Source organism: Bradyrhizobium elkanii USDA 76 (assembly GCF_023278185.1).
GTDB classification, from domain to species: Bacteria; Pseudomonadota; Alphaproteobacteria; order Rhizobiales; family Xanthobacteraceae; genus Bradyrhizobium; species Bradyrhizobium elkanii.
Genome location: NZ_CP066356.1, coordinates 1,808,544 through 1,825,387 on the forward strand (window position 1 = coordinate 1,808,544; position 16,844 = coordinate 1,825,387).

At 60.8% G+C, this 16,844-nt stretch carries 13 protein-coding genes and 1 pseudogene; 8 read left to right on the top strand and 6 right to left on the bottom strand.

The genetic code is table 11. From position 1 onward, the window contains the following. Positions 1–14: 14 nt before the first annotated feature. Positions 15–352: pseudogene (locus JEY66_RS08765) on the bottom strand (IS701 family transposase); the annotation flags it as partial. A gap of 187 nt (positions 353–539) precedes the next feature. Between JEY66_RS08765 and JEY66_RS08770 the strand changes: the two are divergent. The 3 genes from JEY66_RS08770 (at position 540) to groL (ending at position 3,255) form a co-directional block, all read left to right on the top strand. Then, a complete protein-coding gene (locus tag JEY66_RS08770; RefSeq protein ID WP_016844161.1) occupies positions 540–809 on the top strand; it encodes a hypothetical protein in 270 nt (89 codons plus the stop codon). A gap of 344 nt (positions 810–1,153) precedes the next feature. After that, entirely contained in the window at positions 1,154–1,471 is a 318-nt protein-coding gene (locus tag JEY66_RS08775) for a co-chaperone GroES (protein WP_016844160.1), read from the top strand. A 143-nt stretch (positions 1,472–1,614) separates the two neighbouring features. After that, a complete protein-coding gene (gene groL / locus JEY66_RS08780; RefSeq protein ID WP_018273526.1) occupies positions 1,615–3,255 on the top strand; it encodes a chaperonin GroEL in 1,641 nt (546 codons plus the stop codon). A 609-nt stretch (positions 3,256–3,864) separates the two neighbouring features. Here groL and JEY66_RS08785 read toward each other — a convergent pair. The 3 genes from JEY66_RS08785 to JEY66_RS08795 form a co-directional block, all read right to left on the bottom strand. Next, positions 3,865–4,029, bottom strand: coding sequence for a DUF3309 family protein (locus tag JEY66_RS08785; RefSeq protein ID WP_016844147.1), 165 nt, complete (start codon positions 4,027–4,029; stop codon positions 3,865–3,867). A gap of 495 nt (positions 4,030–4,524) precedes the next feature. Continuing rightward, complete coding sequence (locus tag JEY66_RS08790) at positions 4,525–4,899, bottom strand: hypothetical protein (protein WP_016844145.1); 375 nt, start codon at positions 4,897–4,899, stop codon at positions 4,525–4,527. Between the two features lie 936 nt (positions 4,900–5,835). Beyond that, entirely contained in the window at positions 5,836–6,699 is an 864-nt protein-coding gene (locus JEY66_RS08795; protein WP_016844143.1) for a transglutaminase family protein, read from the bottom strand. Between the two features lie 328 nt (positions 6,700–7,027). Here JEY66_RS08795 and JEY66_RS45070 point away from each other — a divergent pair, with 328 nt between their 5' ends. The 3 genes from JEY66_RS45070 to JEY66_RS45080 are packed head-to-tail and all read left to right on the top strand — an operon-like array spanning position 7,028 to position 7,815. After that, positions 7,028–7,369 carry a polyphosphate kinase 2 family protein gene (locus JEY66_RS45070; RefSeq protein ID WP_245287112.1) on the top strand — a complete coding sequence of 114 codons (342 nt, stop codon included), beginning with the start codon at positions 7,028–7,030 and terminating at the stop codon, positions 7,367–7,369. Positions 7,370–7,376: 7 nt separating this feature from the next. Then, positions 7,377–7,553 carry a polyphosphate kinase 2 family protein gene (locus JEY66_RS45075; RefSeq protein WP_253576683.1) on the top strand — a complete coding sequence of 59 codons (177 nt, stop codon included), beginning with the start codon at positions 7,377–7,379 and terminating at the stop codon, positions 7,551–7,553. Between the two features lie 58 nt (positions 7,554–7,611). Continuing rightward, a complete protein-coding gene (locus JEY66_RS45080; protein WP_253576680.1) occupies positions 7,612–7,815 on the top strand; it encodes a hypothetical protein in 204 nt (67 codons plus the stop codon). A 654-nt stretch (positions 7,816–8,469) separates the two neighbouring features. Here the strand turns inward: JEY66_RS45080 and JEY66_RS08810 are convergent. Next, positions 8,470–10,317: a site-specific integrase gene (locus JEY66_RS08810; protein ID WP_240536847.1), complete on the bottom strand. Its 1,848-nt coding sequence runs from the start codon at positions 10,315–10,317 to the stop codon at positions 8,470–8,472. A gap of 98 nt (positions 10,318–10,415) precedes the next feature. Continuing rightward, positions 10,416–12,083, bottom strand: a complete 1,668-nt coding sequence (locus JEY66_RS08815; RefSeq protein ID WP_051110213.1) for a recombinase family protein — start codon at positions 12,081–12,083, stop codon at positions 10,416–10,418. A gap of 899 nt (positions 12,084–12,982) precedes the next feature. On the opposite strand from JEY66_RS08815, the gene JEY66_RS08820 reads away from it, so the two are divergent. After that, on the top strand, positions 12,983–13,306 hold the full coding sequence (locus tag JEY66_RS08820; RefSeq protein WP_018273524.1) for a DUF736 domain-containing protein: 324 nt from the start codon (positions 12,983–12,985) through the stop codon (positions 13,304–13,306). 1,120 nt (positions 13,307–14,426) lie between these two features. Continuing rightward, complete coding sequence (locus JEY66_RS08825; RefSeq protein WP_051110211.1) at positions 14,427–16,439, top strand: ParB/RepB/Spo0J family partition protein; 2,013 nt, start codon at positions 14,427–14,429, stop codon at positions 16,437–16,439. Positions 16,440–16,844 lie beyond the last annotated feature (405 nt).

Consider the following 16,844-nt stretch of genomic DNA (forward strand, 5'->3'; position numbering starts at 1 on the left):
ATTTGTTCACGCCTTGCTCTTCGCTGACCTGTGTTCTGCAGTACCCGTATCGCGGATCTGATGGCTGAAGAATGAGAGCGACGATGGCGGGACGCGCGGCTGGCAGGTTGGGCTGAGGTGGTGGCCGTCGTTTCATTTTTGCGCCCCGTCTTGGCAATGCGGAAGTACTGCAAGAAGGCGTAAGCAACCATCGTCATAAGAGCGTGACGATGAAGACCGTGCCAGAACCGTCCCATCGCGCCATGACGGTTGTAGCCAACCGCTGCAAGTCTATCTCGGCTGGTAGATTTGCGAGATAGCATTTCTTCTCTCCGAGTCGCGATGCTTGCCGATCGCCAACTCGCATTTTTTCACTTGGCATCAGCAAGCATTTCGTCCGCCGGCATCTATAACAAATCCGCGATGTGTATTGCCTTGTGTTTGGTGACTTCGCAGCCATCTCATGGTAAAGAGTTAGCTAATCTCGGCACAAAGAGCACTGTAAACGGATTGCTTCACTATCGCGCCGATGCAAAGCCGTTTCTGAAGGATAGCCGATCATGACCATGCGCTCCCGACGCGAAACGGTCACCTTCAAGCATCCCTTCCGGATCAAGGGCATCGACCGCCTCCTGCCTCCGGGTGCCTACGAGGTCATCACCGATGAGGAGATGATCGAAGGATTGTCGTTCGAGGCGTTTCGCCGGGTTGCCACTATGATCACTGTGCCGGCGGCGCCGCCGCGCACTTCAACGGTGGAGAGGATTTCCATCGACCCGGTCGATTTGGCTGACGCTCAGCGCATTGATGCCGACGCGCCTCGTGAGTGACGCGCCACTCGATCTCGACAAGCACCGCTGAATGGCTGCACAAGAAGCGACCGACGTCCGGCGCATTCTGGCGCACGTCGAGAACAACGCAATGCCCCTGCGCGATGGGAAGCTTTCTTAAATCTGATGATGCGGCGTCCAACGACTTTCGCACCACACAGCTGGCCTTCACCGGATCCTTAGCCGCCGCGGTCTTGGCAGCTATTTCGTGTTGCTCTGAGCAGAATATCGTTTCGGGACGGTCTTGTACGTCCCCTTGCGGCGGCTTATGTGCTGATGAGCACTCGCTGGCCACGACTGCCATTTCGTCCAAAGCAACAACAACAAGAAAACAGGAGGACAGCATGAAATTCCGTCCGCTTCACGACCGCGTTGTGGTCAAGCGCATTGAGGCCGAAGACAAAACCGCTGGTGGCATCATCATTCCGGACACTGCCAAGGAAAAACCTTCGCAGGGCGAGATCACGGCGGTTGGCCCAGGCGGCCGCGATGAATCCGGCAGGCTGATTCCGATCGATCTCAAGGTTGGCGACCGCGTCCTGTTCGGCAAGTGGTCAGGCACCGAGGTCAAGCTCGATGGTCAGGAACTACTGATCATGAAGGAAAGCGACATTATGGGCGTTCTCACCGAGCTGCCCGCCGCCAAGAAGAAGGTCGCATAGACGCCAGCCAATTTTCCTTATCCTGAGCCGTCCCTGCAGCCCGCGTCTCGAAGGACGAGGCCTGCAAATTCAAGTCCCGCCACTTAAGGGCTCGTCCAGTCGCACGGTCCTTAGGATCTGACCAGTTGAAAACGGAGATCATTATGTCGGCCAAAGAAGTTAAGTTCGGCGTCGACGCCCGCGACAGGATGTTGCGCGGTGTTGAAATTCTCAACAATGCGGTTAAGGTCACGCTCGGGCCCAAGGGCCGGAACGTCGTGCTCGACAAGTCGTTCGGCGCCCCCCGCATCACCAAAGACGGCGTCACTGTCGCCAAGGAGATCGAGCTTGAGGACAAGTTCGAGAACATGGGCGCGCAGATGGTGCGAGAAGTTGCCTCCAAATCGGCAGATGCAGCTGGCGATGGCACCACCACCGCGACCGTGCTCGCGGCTGCGATCGTCCGTGAAGGCGCGAAGGCGGTTGCCGCCGGTATGAACCCGATGGACCTGAAGCGCGGTATCGACCTCGCGGTGGAAGCCGTGGTCGCCGATCTCGTGAAGAACTCCAAGAAGGTCACCTCGAACGAGGAGATCGCCCAGGTCGGCACCATCTCGGCCAACGGCGATGCGGAGATCGGCAAGTTCCTCTCCGACGCCATGAAGAAGGTCGGCAACGAGGGCGTCATCACGGTTGAAGAAGCCAAGTCGCTCGAGACCGAACTCGAGGTCGTCGAAGGGATGCAATTCGACCGCGGCTACATCTCGCCGTACTTCGTCACCAACGCCGACAAAATGCGCGCCGAAATGGAAGACGCCTACGTCCTCATCCACGAAAAGAAGCTATCTCAGTTGAATGAACTGCTTCCGCTGCTGGAAGCCGTCGTCCAGAGTGGCAAGCCGCTTGTGATTATCGCGGAAGACGTCGAGGGCGAAGCGCTCGCGACCCTGGTCGTGAACCGCCTCCGCGGCGGTCTGAAGGTCGCGGCCGTGAAGGCTCCGGGCTTCGGCGATCGCCGCAAGGCCATGCTGCAGGACATCGCGATCCTGACCGGCGGCCAGGCGATCTCGGAAGATCTGGGCATCAAGCTCGAGAACGTCACGCTCAACATGCTCGGTCGCGCCAAGAAGGTGATGATCGACAAGGAGAACACCACCATCGTCAGCGGCGCCGGTAAGAAGGCCGACATAGAGGCGCGGGTGGCGCAGATCAAGGCGCAGATCGAGGAGACCTCCTCGGACTATGACCGTGAAAAGCTGCAGGAGCGTCTTGCCAAACTCGCGGGCGGCGTCGCGGTGATCCGCGTCGGCGGCGCGACCGAGGTCGAGGTGAAGGAGCGCAAGGATCGCGTTGATGACGCGATGCATGCGACCCGCGCGGCCGTCGAGGAAGGCATCCTGCCGGGCGGCGGCGTCGCCCTGCTGCGTGCTTCCGAGCATCTCAAGGGGCTGCGCACCAAGAACGATGACCAGAAGACCGGCGTCGAGATCGTGCGCAAGGCGCTGTCTGCGCCGGCCCGCCAGATCGCGATCAACGCTGGCGAGGACGGCTCCGTCATCGTCGGCAAGATCCTGGAGAAGGATCAGTATGGCTACGGCTTTGACTCCCAGTCCGGCGAGTACGGCAACCTGGTCACCAAGGGCATCATCGACCCGACCAAGGTCGTTCGTGTGGCGATTCAGAATGCGGCTTCTGTTGCGGCGCTCCTGATCACTACCGAAGCCATGGTGGCCGAATTGCCAAAGAAGAACGCCGGCGGTGGCGGCATACCTCAAGGTGGCGGCATGGGTGGTATGGATTTTTAAGTCCTACTCGTTCAGAGCTCAACAATAACGAAGGCCCGGCAGAGATGCTTGGGCCTTTTTTGCAGGAACCAGCAAAAAGCGGCCGCCGAGAAGCGTGATGAATTCTCGCCGTTTCACGGATTTCCGTGAGGACGCCTTGTGCAATATCTCAAAATCAGCACTTTGCATTGCAGCCGGGTGGCGGGTGAGAATTGTTACCAAACCAGTCAGGACGCACCCCACCGTTACTGGATTTTGGGAAGTGCATAGCTCCGCCCTGGTTGGCCGCCCCCGTGATTAGACCGAAGACCGCGATCATCTGGGACGCGGGGATCATGAGTAGCAGGCCGGCTACGATCGAGACACCCGGTGCAATAGCGACCACAGCGAGCAGCAGCATAATAGGGGCCGAAGGAGTGCTTGTGTAGGCGACCCATCAGCCAGCCCAGGGTAAAGCGATCTTGCCGGTGCCTCGTCGTGCAGCCGCTGCAGCAGGACCGAGGCAGGCACAAACACCCGTTCATCGGCGGGCATTGTCGGCTTCAGCTGGTCGGGGCTCGTTGGGACCCGGTACGCCGGGGACAGGATATTTTGGGAGGCGCCCGGTCGACACAGCCGACCCTGCGAGGGTCAGAGCCGACCCAGAACTAGCAATACGACGAGGATGACCAGGATGGTACCGATGACCCCCATCCCACCGTGGCCATAGCCGTAGCCGTAGCCGCCGAAGCGGCCGCTGAAGCCACCAAGCAGGAAGATGATGAGGAGGATGATGAGGATAAGTCCGATCGACATTGTCCGACCCTTTGGTGGGACCTTGTGGATATTGGGTCTCTTGGTCGTCGGAGTTGAGTGCGCGATCTTCAAGCTTCCGGCGACGACTGTCGGCGGCATCACTGGGCAAGTGCTGTGCTACTTCTTCTCGATTGAAATGCCACCCGGCGCGGCGGACGCGGAGCAGGAGGCAGTTTGAGCTTGAGAGAGGCAGCCTTGGCATTGTTTGGCTCGTGGTCGGCGGTGCCCGTGGCGTTGCCGGGACGAGTGAGTCGCTTCGGGATTGCTGGTCGAGCCGATAGACCAGCCCCGCGCTCGCGCCTTTAGCTCCCTGGCGCAAGTTTTGTCTGTCTTCCGATTCGCCGACTCCTGCAAAAGTCCGCAGGAGGGGCCGATGCAGTTGACCGGATCACAAGGGCGCAGCCGCGCCATCGCGCTCCAGTGCGCTCGAGCGCGCGTTGAGTGGGCATGGTCTGTGACAGAGGTTGCCACGCCCAAACAGCGTCGCTCGTGCGCTCAATACGGGGCGTAGTATTGGCGGCGATAGGGATACGGGCCGCCGTAGTAGCCTGGCGCATAGTAGTCCGGCCCGTAATAGCTACCACCGTAGGCTCCATAAGCGGCGGCTCCAGCCGCGGCACCCAGGATGCCAAGGCCAATTGCGGCCCCCGGAGCGCCGTAGTAGCCGCGACCGCGGTAGTGGCGTCGGTAGTAGATTTCTGTCACCCCGGACGAAGAAGCCGCTTGTGTCAGAAGAGTCGTGCTCGGCGAGATCGGAGCTGCCCCCGAAGGCAGCACCGAGGCGAGCGTCGCCGCACCGAAGAGTGCGACCGCAATCGCGTATTTCATTGTCTGCTGGTTCATGGTCGTATCCTCTCGAATTTGGAGCATCTCAAGCGGCAAGTCGATTGCGTGCCGCTGGCCGATAAAGAACCTCGACCCAGGGCGCTCGAGGCGCTGGTGGGGGCGGATCCGAGGATTCGTGGTTCTAGCGAACTCGCAGAGCCGCCTTTGTACTCGCGCCGCGACTTAACCGATTACTTGGCGCAAGTTTTGTCCGCCTTCAAAGCCGCTTCTGCCGAGGCCTTTGTCGTGTGAGCGGCGCCGACAACCTTCATGCTGCCGCCGGCAGCAGGCTGGCTCTCGACGATCTGACACTTCATGGTCGCAGTATCCTGAGCCAGGTAGAACGAGGAGGGCGATTGGCCAACGGTTTTGCCAGTCTCCGCCGCGAATGACGGAGAAGCGAATGCGAGAACAGAGACTGTCGCTAATAGAATTCTTTTCATAGTATCCACCAATTCTTATGCGTCCGGAATCGGACAAAGAATGAACAGGGCAAGCCGACAAGAGTTCCAGCTATCGCCGATTTGTTTGTTTCGTGTGGATTGACGTGGGTCAGCGACAGCCCTGAAAGTCTGTCGACAGGTTATGCCAATCGCCCAATTCCATTCTGCCTAGCGGCGATCCTTCAGCGGGTGTTGCCGTTAGCGGGAATCATTTGGCTATAGCTGCGCTCCTCGCAAACATTCTCTCAATCATCGATGGATGCCTAGAGCAGGGCGGTGAGAAGTATTGTGCCGCAACGCGGCGCGAGCTTATGGTCAAAATTGCTCATTCAAGAAAATTTAACGAAAGGGATTTTGCCATCAGATTAGGACGGCGATCACTGATCGCAATGTCACTCTTTGGCCCAAGCCCACTGACGAGTAGGCGCAACAGGCGATGCCCATCATGAGCGGGCGCCTGAAGTCCCTTCTAGAAAACGTGAGGGCCTTGAAGCTGAACGACTGATCAGAAGGGTTGCCGAAGGTCCAATGCGTCGATCTATGATGTGACAAGAACTTCTACGGACATCCCGGCGAAGGCGCCGATGCTGCCGACGAAGCTGCCGGACACTGGAATCGTCTGCCGGACGTCGCGCGCGACCGCGACTGGGATCAGATTGAGGCCGCCGAGGCTGCGATTCGTCGGGTCGAAAGTGATCCAGCCGGCGCCCGGTACGAAGACCTCGGCCCACGCATGGGTTGATCCCGCATTGCTCGATCCGACGCTCTGTTGCTCTGGATTGTAAAGATAGCCGGAGACGATCCTGGCTCCGAACCCGAGCATGCGTCCTGCTTCGGTAAACAGCACCGCGAAATCGCGGCATGACCCCCAGCCACGATTTAACGTTTCTACCGGCGTTTGGGTACCCTCATCCTCACGGCTCTGGTACCGGACAGCTTCCGAAACGCCGACGCTCAGGTCCTTTAGCAGCGACAGCGTATCAGTCCGACTTCCTCGAACGAACATTTGTGCCCAACTTCGTAGGACCCCCGCCGTGTCCGAGAACTGGGGGAGAGCCAGGGCGCCGAGATCGGTCCAATCGTCATCAGAATAGCGGAATGGGTAAGACATAGCCGAGACAGCGATATCGAACACCGGCCATGCAACCGCGTCGAGCTGAAGCTCCGCGACGCTGGCGATCACCAGGTTGGAGGCTGTCATCTGAAACGTGGCCGTCGCGATTGCATCGCCAACCACATCGAGCGCCCAGGTCAAGGCCGCATGCGGCGTCACCGTGACGTTGCTCGAAATCAAACGAAGCTCGCGGCTTTCGCGCGGACGAAGCATCAAGCGGTGCGGCAACAGGTGCACGTGTTCGTTGAATCGATAGGTCGTCGTGTGAAGAACCTTCAGCGTAATCAACGCAAGCTCCAATCCGCGGCAGCGTCTGACAGGCCCTTATCCGGTGGTCCCCTCGGGGGGTATGGCCGAGTTGAACGTGCCCATGCAAATGTCAATCCAGACGACCGAAACCCGGGCGGATTTGCGGACGAGGCACCGAGCAAGAACGTTGCGATTCATTCATACGGTCATGTTGACGGGTGTCGAAGTGCAAGCACAACATCAGTTTCGCGGTGCGACAGGATCCGACAAGTGTGACGCGGCCGCTGGTCGGAGGGCCGCAAACGATGGACAGCGTCGTGTCGGCGTGACGACCCTGGATAGTGAGGCGACTAGGAGGGATCGAACCATGAAGAACCGGCCACCGCTTCCGCAACATTTGAGTCGCCATAGGTATCACGCGCTGCTGGTCCGGCTGCAAATCGAGCTCGTCAAGCTGCAGCGCAGCGTGATTGAGCGCGGCCAGCGAATCCTTCTCATCGTCGAAGGTCGCGACGCCGCCGGCAAGGATGGCACGATCAAGTCGATTGTCGAACATCTAAGCCCGCGTGATACCCGCATCGTAGCGCTGGGGCCGCCGAGCAATCGGGAGCGGTGTTCATGGTACTTCCAGCGTCGCGTTTCGCACTTGCCCGCGGCAGGAGAGATCGTGCTGTTCAATCGCAGTTTGGTACAACCATGCTGGAGTTGAGCGTGTCATGAACTTTTGCACCAAGAAGGAAACCGAGGAATTCCTCGAGACCGTGCCGGGTTTCGAAGCAATGATTGAGCGTTCGGGTATTACCCTGCTCAAGTACTATCTTGATATTTCGAAACAGGAGCAGAAGCGACGGCTCGCCGACCGCCAAAGGGATCCCCTGAAGCAGGGAAGCTGAGCCCCATCGATGCCAAGGCGCGAAGCTTTGGAAGGCCTATTCCGAAGCCCGGGACAAGATGCTGGAACGGACGCACACCGTCACCTCGCCCTGGACCGTGGTCCGGGCCGGCGACAAGGAACATGCGCGACTTAATATCATTCGCGATGTTCTGTGGCGGCTGCACTATCCCGGAAAGCACCGTCGTCTCCACAGGCCCGATCCGGCGGTCGTTTTTCCTTACGATAAAGCCTGTTATGAGCGCGGCCTGATCGAGGCTTAGGTGGCTTACCTTGATGCCTCAGTTTGCATCGAGCGAAATTGTGTAGCCTGCATTTTCGAGAGCGGCGAGGACGGCTGTTGCGATAGTCTTGCATTCGTTGGGCTCTTTGTAAGTTTTCGGCCACGCCGTCCCGTTTCCCGCGTCCGGAAAATCAACGAAAGCTGATTGGATAGCGCGTTCGATGATCCTTTGGAGCTTCTCATCCCGTATCATTGCCTCGTCTCCCGCTTCTCGACGATCGTCACAATATCATCATTTTACCTAGAGCCGCTGCGGTACGCTGCCAATGCGCTGGAGTGCACAATATCCTGTTTGAAGGAGTAAAACGTATTCTCGTTCCTCCGACGATCAGCGCAGGCGAGCGTAGCCCTCACCGATTTGCGACGCTCAAGCCGGGCCTCTTTGCGGCTGGCGACGTGGGGGACGGCGTCTATCGGCAAGCTGTCACGCCGGTCTCGGCTGCATGACGGCACTTGAGGCCACTCGCTTTCTCTTGGCCCAATGTCCTTCCAGCCGGCGCGCTTGTCCTATTGAAGATAGGCTCAACCCTTAAGCGGCAGGTCGAGCAATGTATGGCTGTAATTTCAATTACATTCGAGTTCGCAGTTTTGTTCTGAGTGGCGCGCCATTCAGAACAGTCCAACGAACTCTGACTCAGTACGTCTTCAGCATTGTGAGCTCGCCGGCATCGGCTCGGTTTTTGGCGGCGAGCAAGATCTCCCTCATCTGCTTGATCACCTGCGGTTCTAGGGCTTCGATCTTCGCCGCGATCTGCGGATCAAGAATGCCTTTGCGGCCATACCGCCCTCGAACGTCGCTGGCATGTCCGAGAATGCGGTCGCGCGTGCGTTGTGCGATCGCATCATTGTCGAGCCAATCGGCCATGAGGTGCCGCGTCGAATAGAGGGTAAGGTCCGCGCGATCGAGTTTCAGTTTCGTCTTCACGTACTGCCATGCCTTGCTCAGCGGCTGCGACCAGCGGATCGTACCGTCTTTGCGAGTATAGGCGTCCCATTCCGGGAAGAGCCGTTCCTCTTGCTTGTCCATCAGATCCTGCATTCGATCCAGCAGCCCCAACTCGATGAGAAGCGGATGGATCGGAATGACCCGCCCGGCAGCGTTCGTCTTCAGATTGCGCAGATCCTTCACCGCGACGCGGCCATGGCGAGCATCGAACGGGCGCAAGTCGAAATAGTAGAACTCGCCATCGGTTCGGATATCGGCGCATTTGAGCTGGCCGACCTCGCCGGGCCTCATGCCGGTGAGGATGCAGATCAAGAAACCCCAGTAGATGTGCGATTGCACGAAGTACCGGCCGGGCTGCCAGACGTGCACGCGATTCTTGCAGCCGGTGAAGAGCGGCAGGCGCAACAGCGTCAGCAGCTCGTCATCGTCGAAGGCATCGCGCGGCAGCGGCGCCAAATTTTCGGGATCGATGCACACGAACTTGGGACGCGGTCCGCAGTAATGCTTTTCCGCGATGGCGAAGTCGACGAACTTATAGAGCCCGGCCCAGTACCGGCTCTTGATGGTGGTGGTCGTCACGCGCTCGAGCTGCGACCACTTCGTCTCTTCCGCATATTTGTAGCGCTGGAAAAGCGTCTTCGCGAACCGGCGTGGAATGTTATCGCGATTGGGGATATCCGGCAGCGCCTCGTCGAGTTGCTTCCATTTGGCATCGGTCAGTTCATCCATCCGCGGGTTGTCCAGGAAATCGATGGCGAACTGGATGACGGGTTCAGCTTCTCCGCGGCCCTTCGCGGTGTGTTTCCGCTTGCGGTCCAGCGGTTTGAGAAATTCCGCGAGCACGTCGGACATCCGGCAGGAATTGTCTTCGGCGGCCTCCCCGGTGGGGGCACATACCGCGGGCTCGGAGACCGGCGAGATCGAGCCCACCTTCTGCGCCGGAAGCAACGGAAGCCTTTGGGCGACTGCGTCCTGCACGAGGCGATCGATCATCGCGATGGGATCGAACGGTTGTGCGACCGCCGGGGCGGCGGGCGCCGTCCAGCCTTCCTTGACCGCCTCGGCCGCGTCATGCCGGCCGTTTTCATAGGCACGCCGAACGTTTAGGCGGGCGATCTCGCTTTCGGCCGCCTTGTTCTGGTTGACGAAGTCGACCCAGGTGCTCGGCATCCGAGGGAAACGCTGCGGGTAGGCATAGCCGCGGTCCTGCGCCCGGCCGAGATAGCGCCTGACCTCATGTTCGAACGCGCAGCGCTCGGCCAGCAGCCGCTCGTTCGCCGGCACGCCATGCTCGACATAGGCGTGCAGCCGCGCGTCGAGGATGGTCCCCAACGCCTCCAGGTCGGGAGCCGCGATCAGTTCCTGCACCCATCCGAGATTGTCCATCAGCCGCCGCCTAGCCTCATCAAAATTCCCGGTCCTGAGGCTGACACGAAGGAGGGGGAGCCCAAAGAGCTGAGCGGCCTGTTTCCCCAGCCGAATCTGCAGGAAATAGCGTCCATCGCCGCGCCGGGCGAGGTAGGAAGGACGAGCCACGCGCAGGCCTTTCCGGGGGGCGGGCCGGGTGAGACATCCCCGTGGGATGTAACACCATCAAATCCGCTACCACATTCCGGCCAACGTGCTGGAAAAGCTCAGGATTTCGCTTCGATTTTAGACCTGGTAGCGCGTCCCTCCCCCGCTACCATCTTTCCCCACACTCCTTTGACGCGGTTCGGATAGGCCTTTTCGCCCAGCAGGGCGTTTAGCCGGCCTGCGATCTCCACTGTTACGCCGCCCGGCCGCTCTGGATCGCGGAAAACGGTGACGGTCTCGACGAGGTCCCTGATAGCTTCGGCGGCCTCTCCGTCGCCCGCGCTGATACCCTTCGCTAGCGCTTCCTCAAGACGGCCGAGTTGTTCCTCATACCGCTTCAGAATAGCCGGATGCAGCGCAACTTCCTTTGCGGCCGGCGGTGCATTCTGCAGCTCCTCGGAGATGCGCTTTCGTTCGGCACCCAAGGCCGTCGATCTTGGGCCAAGAATGGATGGGTCTCCGAGTCCCTTTGCGATCGCATCAACCAGTCGGTCGATCTCCCTGTTCAGTTTTCCGAGCTGCTGCTCAAGACCTTGTCTCTTCGCAACTGACGCCGATGCGAGACGTTTCCTTTCCTCGAGGTATGTGCGCACGTACTCGGAAATGACTTTCGGCGCGCGCAACTCGGCCTTCAGGCCACTGAGAACTGCACTCTCGATCCTGTCCAAATAGAAGGTCTTGGCGTCGGGGCACGTTCCGCTCTCCGTGTCGGCCGAGCAGCGAATGCGGACGCGCCCCGATTTGTCCCGTCCATTGGTTGCCATGCCGGAGCCACATGAACCGCAGCGGATCAGGCCAGATAGCATCCGACGGGGCCGACGTTGACGACTAGGATGGGTACGACCACGTTCCTCTTTGCGCTTCTGAGCCGCTGTGAACAGTTCCGAACTGATGATTGCAAGATGCGGCACTTCAGCGATCTGCCAGTCACTTTTCGGATTGGGGCGTGACAGGCGCTTTCCAGAATCGGGATCTTTCACCATCCTGACCTTGTTCCAGACGAGGCGTCCTACGTAGAGCTCGTTCTGCAGAATGCCGGCACCCCTTTCTAGGTTGCCATTGATGGTTGAAGCATTCCACGCGCGCCCACGTGGGGGTGATACTCTCTCCTTGTTGAGGTCGTGCGCGATTTCGCGAGGCGTCCGACCGTCGACGTATTCCTGAAAGATGCGCCGGATCACTTGTGCCTCGGCCTCGACGACGACCCGCTCGCCGCTTCTGCCGGCGATCGCCGCGTACCCGTACGTCGAGCCACCTCCAGCCAAGCCTTGCTTGATCCGCCCAGCCTGGCCACGACGCACCTTGTGAGCGTTATCCTCGCGATAGAGCTGTCCGACCAGGCCGCGAAGACCGACCAGTACAGTATTGACCACGCCTTCGTGCACCGCCCGGATCTCGATACCGAGAAAAGATAGCCGCTTATGGATGCCCGCGAGATCTTCCATGTCGCGGGAGAGACGATCAAGTGCTTCGACGACAACAACATCAAAGGACTTCTCTCTTGCATCGTCCAGCAGCTGCCGCAAGCCGTCGCGCCCCATCAACGAGCCGCCGGAGCGGGCTCGGTCTTCATAGGTGCGGATGACGCTCAATCCATCGCGACCAGCATAGGTCTGACAGAGCGAAAGCTGATCCTCAATCGATCGTTCGTTCTGAAGGTCTGTCGAGAATCGGGCATAGATCGCCGCTCTCCTTTTTGCTTCTTCGATTGGCTTGTTCTCTCTCATGATCTTCCCTTGCAGCCAGACGAGCGAGTACGCGTGCAAGCCGCAAGATCGCCTCGGCTGGACTCGGCTGCAAGGGTAATTTCTGACAGGTATCCCGCACGATCGTGCCTCTAGATCGCCGCGCGACCTAACGAAGTGCGCGCACCGGTGCTCGCGCCTATTGATAAAGTGTCGGTGGCAGCGGCCATTCTCGATGTGTTCCTTAGACACTTGCAGAAGAAGTCTTCAGAGGTCCGCCATGCGATTGGACGTCGTTGCAAAGCGAATCCACATAAGGTCCGGTTCGACTACGTATTTGTTGATCACCATGAGACGCGCGATCCTTGACTCTTTCAACTGCGGGCCAAGCAAGGTTGCGGTATCTTGCGCCCAGACGGGGATGCATGCGCCATCTCGGTATGGCCGATGACGGTTTGGTCAAGCCGATCATCTTCGCGTTACCTCATCGCTTGCTGCTCGACGTGTCTTTGCCTCACCAGGACGTGCTCAGCGTAGTCCGCCGATTTCCACGTCCTGGGTCTTTGGTCTGAAGTGCAGATCGGCGTCGGCGAGCTTCCCGTCTGCCGGTGTGGATCGCCCATGGCGAAGGTGCTCCGCTGCCGAGAGCGCCCCGGATGGGGATGTTACCTTTCCTGCAAGGCCTGCGCTTCGCTTTCGCGATGAGACGATTCCCTGCTTATGGCTTGACGACCTATGGCAGCCGTCCCGCCGTCCGAAACCCTCGCACGCTTCTTTTTTCCCCGCCGGCAAGCCGGCTCCTCGCGACCGCTTCGCTGCAAAAAAGACACTAGCTCGGGTGCGCCGCTGCGCTTCGCCCCAAAGGTTCGGCAGCGCTCCGGCCGCCATGACGGTCTCGCCATCGCAGGGGATCGGCCCAGCGGCAACGAAGGAGACAGACCATGACTGCAATCGGATTCGTCACCCGTACGGACAACGGCGGCTTCAGGGGCGAGCTCAAGACCTTGTCCATCCGCGCCCACATCGACATCGTCCCCAACAGCGGCAAGTCGACCGAGGCTCAGCCGGATTTCCGCATCATCGCGCAGGGAGTCGAGATCGGAGCCGGCTGGATCCGGCGCGGCGAAAGCAGCGGCAAGGACTGCGTCAGCCTGTCACTCGCAGCACCTGAACTTGGGTCTCGCAAGCTCTACGCCAACCTTGGCCGAGCCGTCGGCCTGGGCGATGACAACGGCTTCTTCCTGATCTGGAATCCTGGAGACTAGCCCAGGATTTTGGGCTCCCGCGCGAAGCGCGGGAGCCTTTTCTCTAAGCTCCAGGCAGACGCCTATCGACTGTCATTGCCGGTAGCTCGGATGACTTGTTCCTGCCTGATGACGCGCTCTGCGCGCGGGTGCTGCGCAGAGCATCGGTGGCAAGCCGGCCACGAGCCCGCGCAAGGCTGCAAGCGGTCAAAAGGAGATGCTCATGCCGATGGCCCGCAAGCAACCTGCAAAGGAGGCTGCGGCAAAGAATCCCGCAGCCAGGCCGCGGCGGAAGTCAGCTTGGGTTGTCCTGCCGATGGCGATTCACATCCGCCAGTCGCTCTGATCAGGTCGTAACGCGCCGTCGTTCGAGGTTTGGAGCCAAATAGGGGGCCGCGTCCTGTTCGCTACATGTTGCACGCTCGCAGTGATGGTTGGCGGAAGCCGAAAAATTTGCAGCCCGCGCGGGTTAAGAAGAAGCGCTTCCCAACAAATCAATGACTCGAAGAAAAAAGCGCGCGGTGAGGTCCAGTTTCGTCGAACTAGGTCATCGTGACGGCTGCGATCCCTCGCGCAAACAGATGAGGATCACGCGCGCAATATATCGCTATTATGTAATGTGTCGCTCGCCGGAGGCACTCGCCCGCGGTCCCCGCCGTCATTGCATGCCGGCGTCGCTGTCACTGTCCCGCGTTCGGGTGCCTTGTTAACCGGTCTCGCGACTGCAGTCGCCTCGGTGCCCGCGAGCATTGCATGCCCGCGTCGCTATCACTGCCCAGTCGGCGGCTGCCTCTTTGATCTTGTCACTCTTGGCTTGATTTCACTTCTTCCGGGTTGCTCAGCGCTCTCATCGTCGAGAGCTACGGGGCTCCGCCCCGCGCGCGCGCCAGGGTAGCGCGCCGGCTATGCCGGCGCCGCCCCGAGCGGTCTCCCCGGTCTTCCGCGCTTCGCTCATTTGCCGACCTTGGACGAATTGGGACGCGCTTGTGCAGACCCGCTTCTCGCGAAGCGGCCCTCATCGGGCGGGAGATACCCCTCCGCTCGGGGCGCCCTGGCACTTGCTACCCCCGGCCTCGCCGACGGGCAGGGGCGCAGGCGCGGAGTGCGCCATGCACCCATGGAAGCAAAAGGAAGAATGATCATGTTGGCCAAATCAGTTGAAATCATTCCCGTGAGCGGGACGGAGGTTCTCATTCCGCTCAACAAGCTCAAGAAGTCCCCGAACAATGCGCGCAGGACGCCGCACAGCGAGGCGGCGATCGAGGCTTATGCGGCGAGCATCGCCGCCAAGGGCATCCTGCAAAATCTGGTGGTCGAGCCCGAGTTTGACGGAGAGGGAACGGCCACCGGGTTCTATTTCGTGACCATCGGCGAGGGCAGGCGGCTGGCCCAGTTGCTGCGGGTGCAGCGCAAGGAGATCAAGAAGGGCGAGCCGATCCGCTGCATCGTCGATACCGCGAACGACCCCCACGAAATCAGCCTGGACGAGAACGTTACCCGGGAAAGCATGCATCCGGCCGACCAGTTCGAGGCGTTCCGGAAGCTCGCGGACGAGAGCGGGCTTGGCGCGGAGGAGATCGCGGCCCGCTTCGGCGTCACGGCCCATGTTGTGCGGCAACGCCTGCGGCTCGGCGCTGTTTCGCCCAAATTGGTGCAGCTCTATCGCGAGGGCGATCTGACGCTTGAGCAGCTGATGGCCTTTGCCATCACGGACGATCATGCCCGGCAGGAAGCCGTCTATGAGCGCCTGCCCTTCGACCCGGATGCCAGCACCATCCGTCGCCTGCTCACCGAAACCCATGTCGCCGCCACGGATCGCCGCGCGCGTTTTGTTGGGCTCGAGGCCTACACGGAGGCGGGCGGCACGGTGCTGCGCGACCTCTTCACCGAGGATCGCGGCGGTTATCTGGAAGACGTCTCGCTGCTCGATCTCTTGGTGACGGCAAGGCTCGGCCGCGAGGCAGACAGCTTGCGGGCGGCCGAGGGATGGCGGTGGACGGAAGCCCATCTCGACTTCCCGCATGCCCACGGCATGCGCCGCGTCTACGCGCATCCGGTTGAGCTTCCGGCCGAGGATCAGGCCGCCCTTCAGGCGGTTCAGACCGAATTCGACCGGCTGACCGGGCAGCATCAGACGGCCGAGGAACTGCCCGACGACGTGGACGCGCGGTTCGGCGAACTGGAGGCCGAGATCGAGCGACTGGAAGCAAAACGGCAGGCCTACGATCCCGACGACGTCGGGCGCGGCGGCGCGTTTGTGATCCTCAATCACGATGGCACCGTGCGGGTCGAGCGGGGTTTCATCCGCCCGGAGGACGAGAAGCCCGAGGCCGCAACCGGCCCGGAAAGCGATGCCGAGGCGGGGGACGAGGGGGACCGGGAAGGCGAGGAAGCCGCTCCGGATGGCGAGGACGACGAGGGCGCGAGCGACGAGGAGGACGGGGACCAGAAGCTGTCCGATGCTCTCGTTCGCGACCTGACCGCGCACCGAACCTTGGGGCTGCGGCTCAATCTGAGTGAGCAGCCGGACGTCGCCATTGTGGCGATTACCCATGCACTCGCCGCCCAGATTTTCTATGTCGGCGCGGCCGCGCATGTGGCCGGCATCCAGCCGGTGAAGACCGATCTGGCTGCGCATGCGGACGGGATCGAGGACACGCCGGCCGGGAAAGCTTGGTCGGACCGACATGCCAATTGGGCGCGGCAGATGCCCAAAGACGTCGCCGCACTGTGGGAATTCGTGGCCGAGCTCGACCACGACAGCCGCATGGCGCTGTTCGCGCATTGCGTCTCCCTGACGGTCAATGCGGTCAAATTGCCGTTTGACCGGAGGCCGCAGGCGCTGGCGGCGGCCCGCCGTCTGGCCGAGGCCGTGGCACTCGACATGACCTCCTATTGGCGGCCGACGGTGCGCAGTTATCTTGGCCGTGTCACCAAGGCGAACATCCTGGCGGCGGTCCGCGAAGGCCTCAGTGAGGAGGCTGCCGAGCGCATGTCGGCGATGAAGAAGGCCGACATGGCGCAAGCCGCCGAGCAGCTGTTGGCGGCAACTGACTGGCTGCCGTCGCTGCTGCGGACGGCCGCGCCGCAGGGGCAAGCGGGTCTCCAAAGCGAGGCGCAGGACCGCGAACCGCATTCGCAAGCCGCTGAGTGAAACCCTCGCCGGGGCCGCATGGGCGGCCCCGGCGGGCTCCAAAATTGCGGCCGCGCACCTGACGGTGCGCGGCCGATTCCAAGATGCAAAGTGGCGATTTCCCACGCAAGGCTCGCTCCGTTCGGGGGCACGATCCGTCCGATCCGCGCCGATTGCTGCAGCCAGATTGGCCGTAACCGCGCCTCCTTCGACCTTCACCAACGAGACGTAGATCGAAGCCGGGAAGCTCGGATCGCGTCTTGACCGCGCTTGTCGAGAGTGCATTCGGGCGGCCAATTCTAGCGATGCCGGCGGTTCCTTGCGCGAACATGCGGCTGGGTTGCCCGTGTTGGTCCGGCTGCGTCTTCACCGCGATTGATGCGCGGACATCGGCCTGTTCTCGACCGGTCCAACCGTTTTCTGGTG

What these genes read in the sequence shown, in the direction of transcription:
- JEY66_RS08790 (WP_016844145.1), bottom strand. Translation starts at nt 4,899, where the DNA reads ATGCTCCAAATTCGAGAGGATACGACCATGAACCAGCAGACAATGAAA.
- JEY66_RS08820 (WP_018273524.1), top strand. Translation starts at nt 12,983, where the DNA reads ATGACTGCAATCGGATTCGTCACCCGTACGGACAACGGCGGCTTCAGG.
- JEY66_RS08825 (WP_051110211.1), top strand. Translation starts at nt 14,427, where the DNA reads ATGTTGGCCAAATCAGTTGAAATCATTCCCGTGAGCGGGACGGAGGTT.
- JEY66_RS45070 (WP_245287112.1), top strand. Translation starts at nt 7,028, where the DNA reads ATGAAGAACCGGCCACCGCTTCCGCAACATTTGAGTCGCCATAGGTAT.
- groL (WP_018273526.1), top strand. Translation starts at nt 1,615, where the DNA reads ATGTCGGCCAAAGAAGTTAAGTTCGGCGTCGACGCCCGCGACAGGATG.
- JEY66_RS45080 (WP_253576680.1), top strand. Translation starts at nt 7,612, where the DNA reads ATGCTGGAACGGACGCACACCGTCACCTCGCCCTGGACCGTGGTCCGG.
- JEY66_RS08815 (WP_051110213.1), bottom strand. Translation starts at nt 12,083, where the DNA reads ATGAGAGAGAACAAGCCAATCGAAGAAGCAAAAAGGAGAGCGGCGATC.
- JEY66_RS08785 (WP_016844147.1), bottom strand. Translation starts at nt 4,029, where the DNA reads ATGTCGATCGGACTTATCCTCATCATCCTCCTCATCATCTTCCTGCTT.
- JEY66_RS08770 (WP_016844161.1), top strand. Translation starts at nt 540, where the DNA reads ATGACCATGCGCTCCCGACGCGAAACGGTCACCTTCAAGCATCCCTTC.
- JEY66_RS08775 (WP_016844160.1), top strand. Translation starts at nt 1,154, where the DNA reads ATGAAATTCCGTCCGCTTCACGACCGCGTTGTGGTCAAGCGCATTGAG.
- JEY66_RS45075 (WP_253576683.1), top strand. Translation starts at nt 7,377, where the DNA reads ATGAACTTTTGCACCAAGAAGGAAACCGAGGAATTCCTCGAGACCGTG.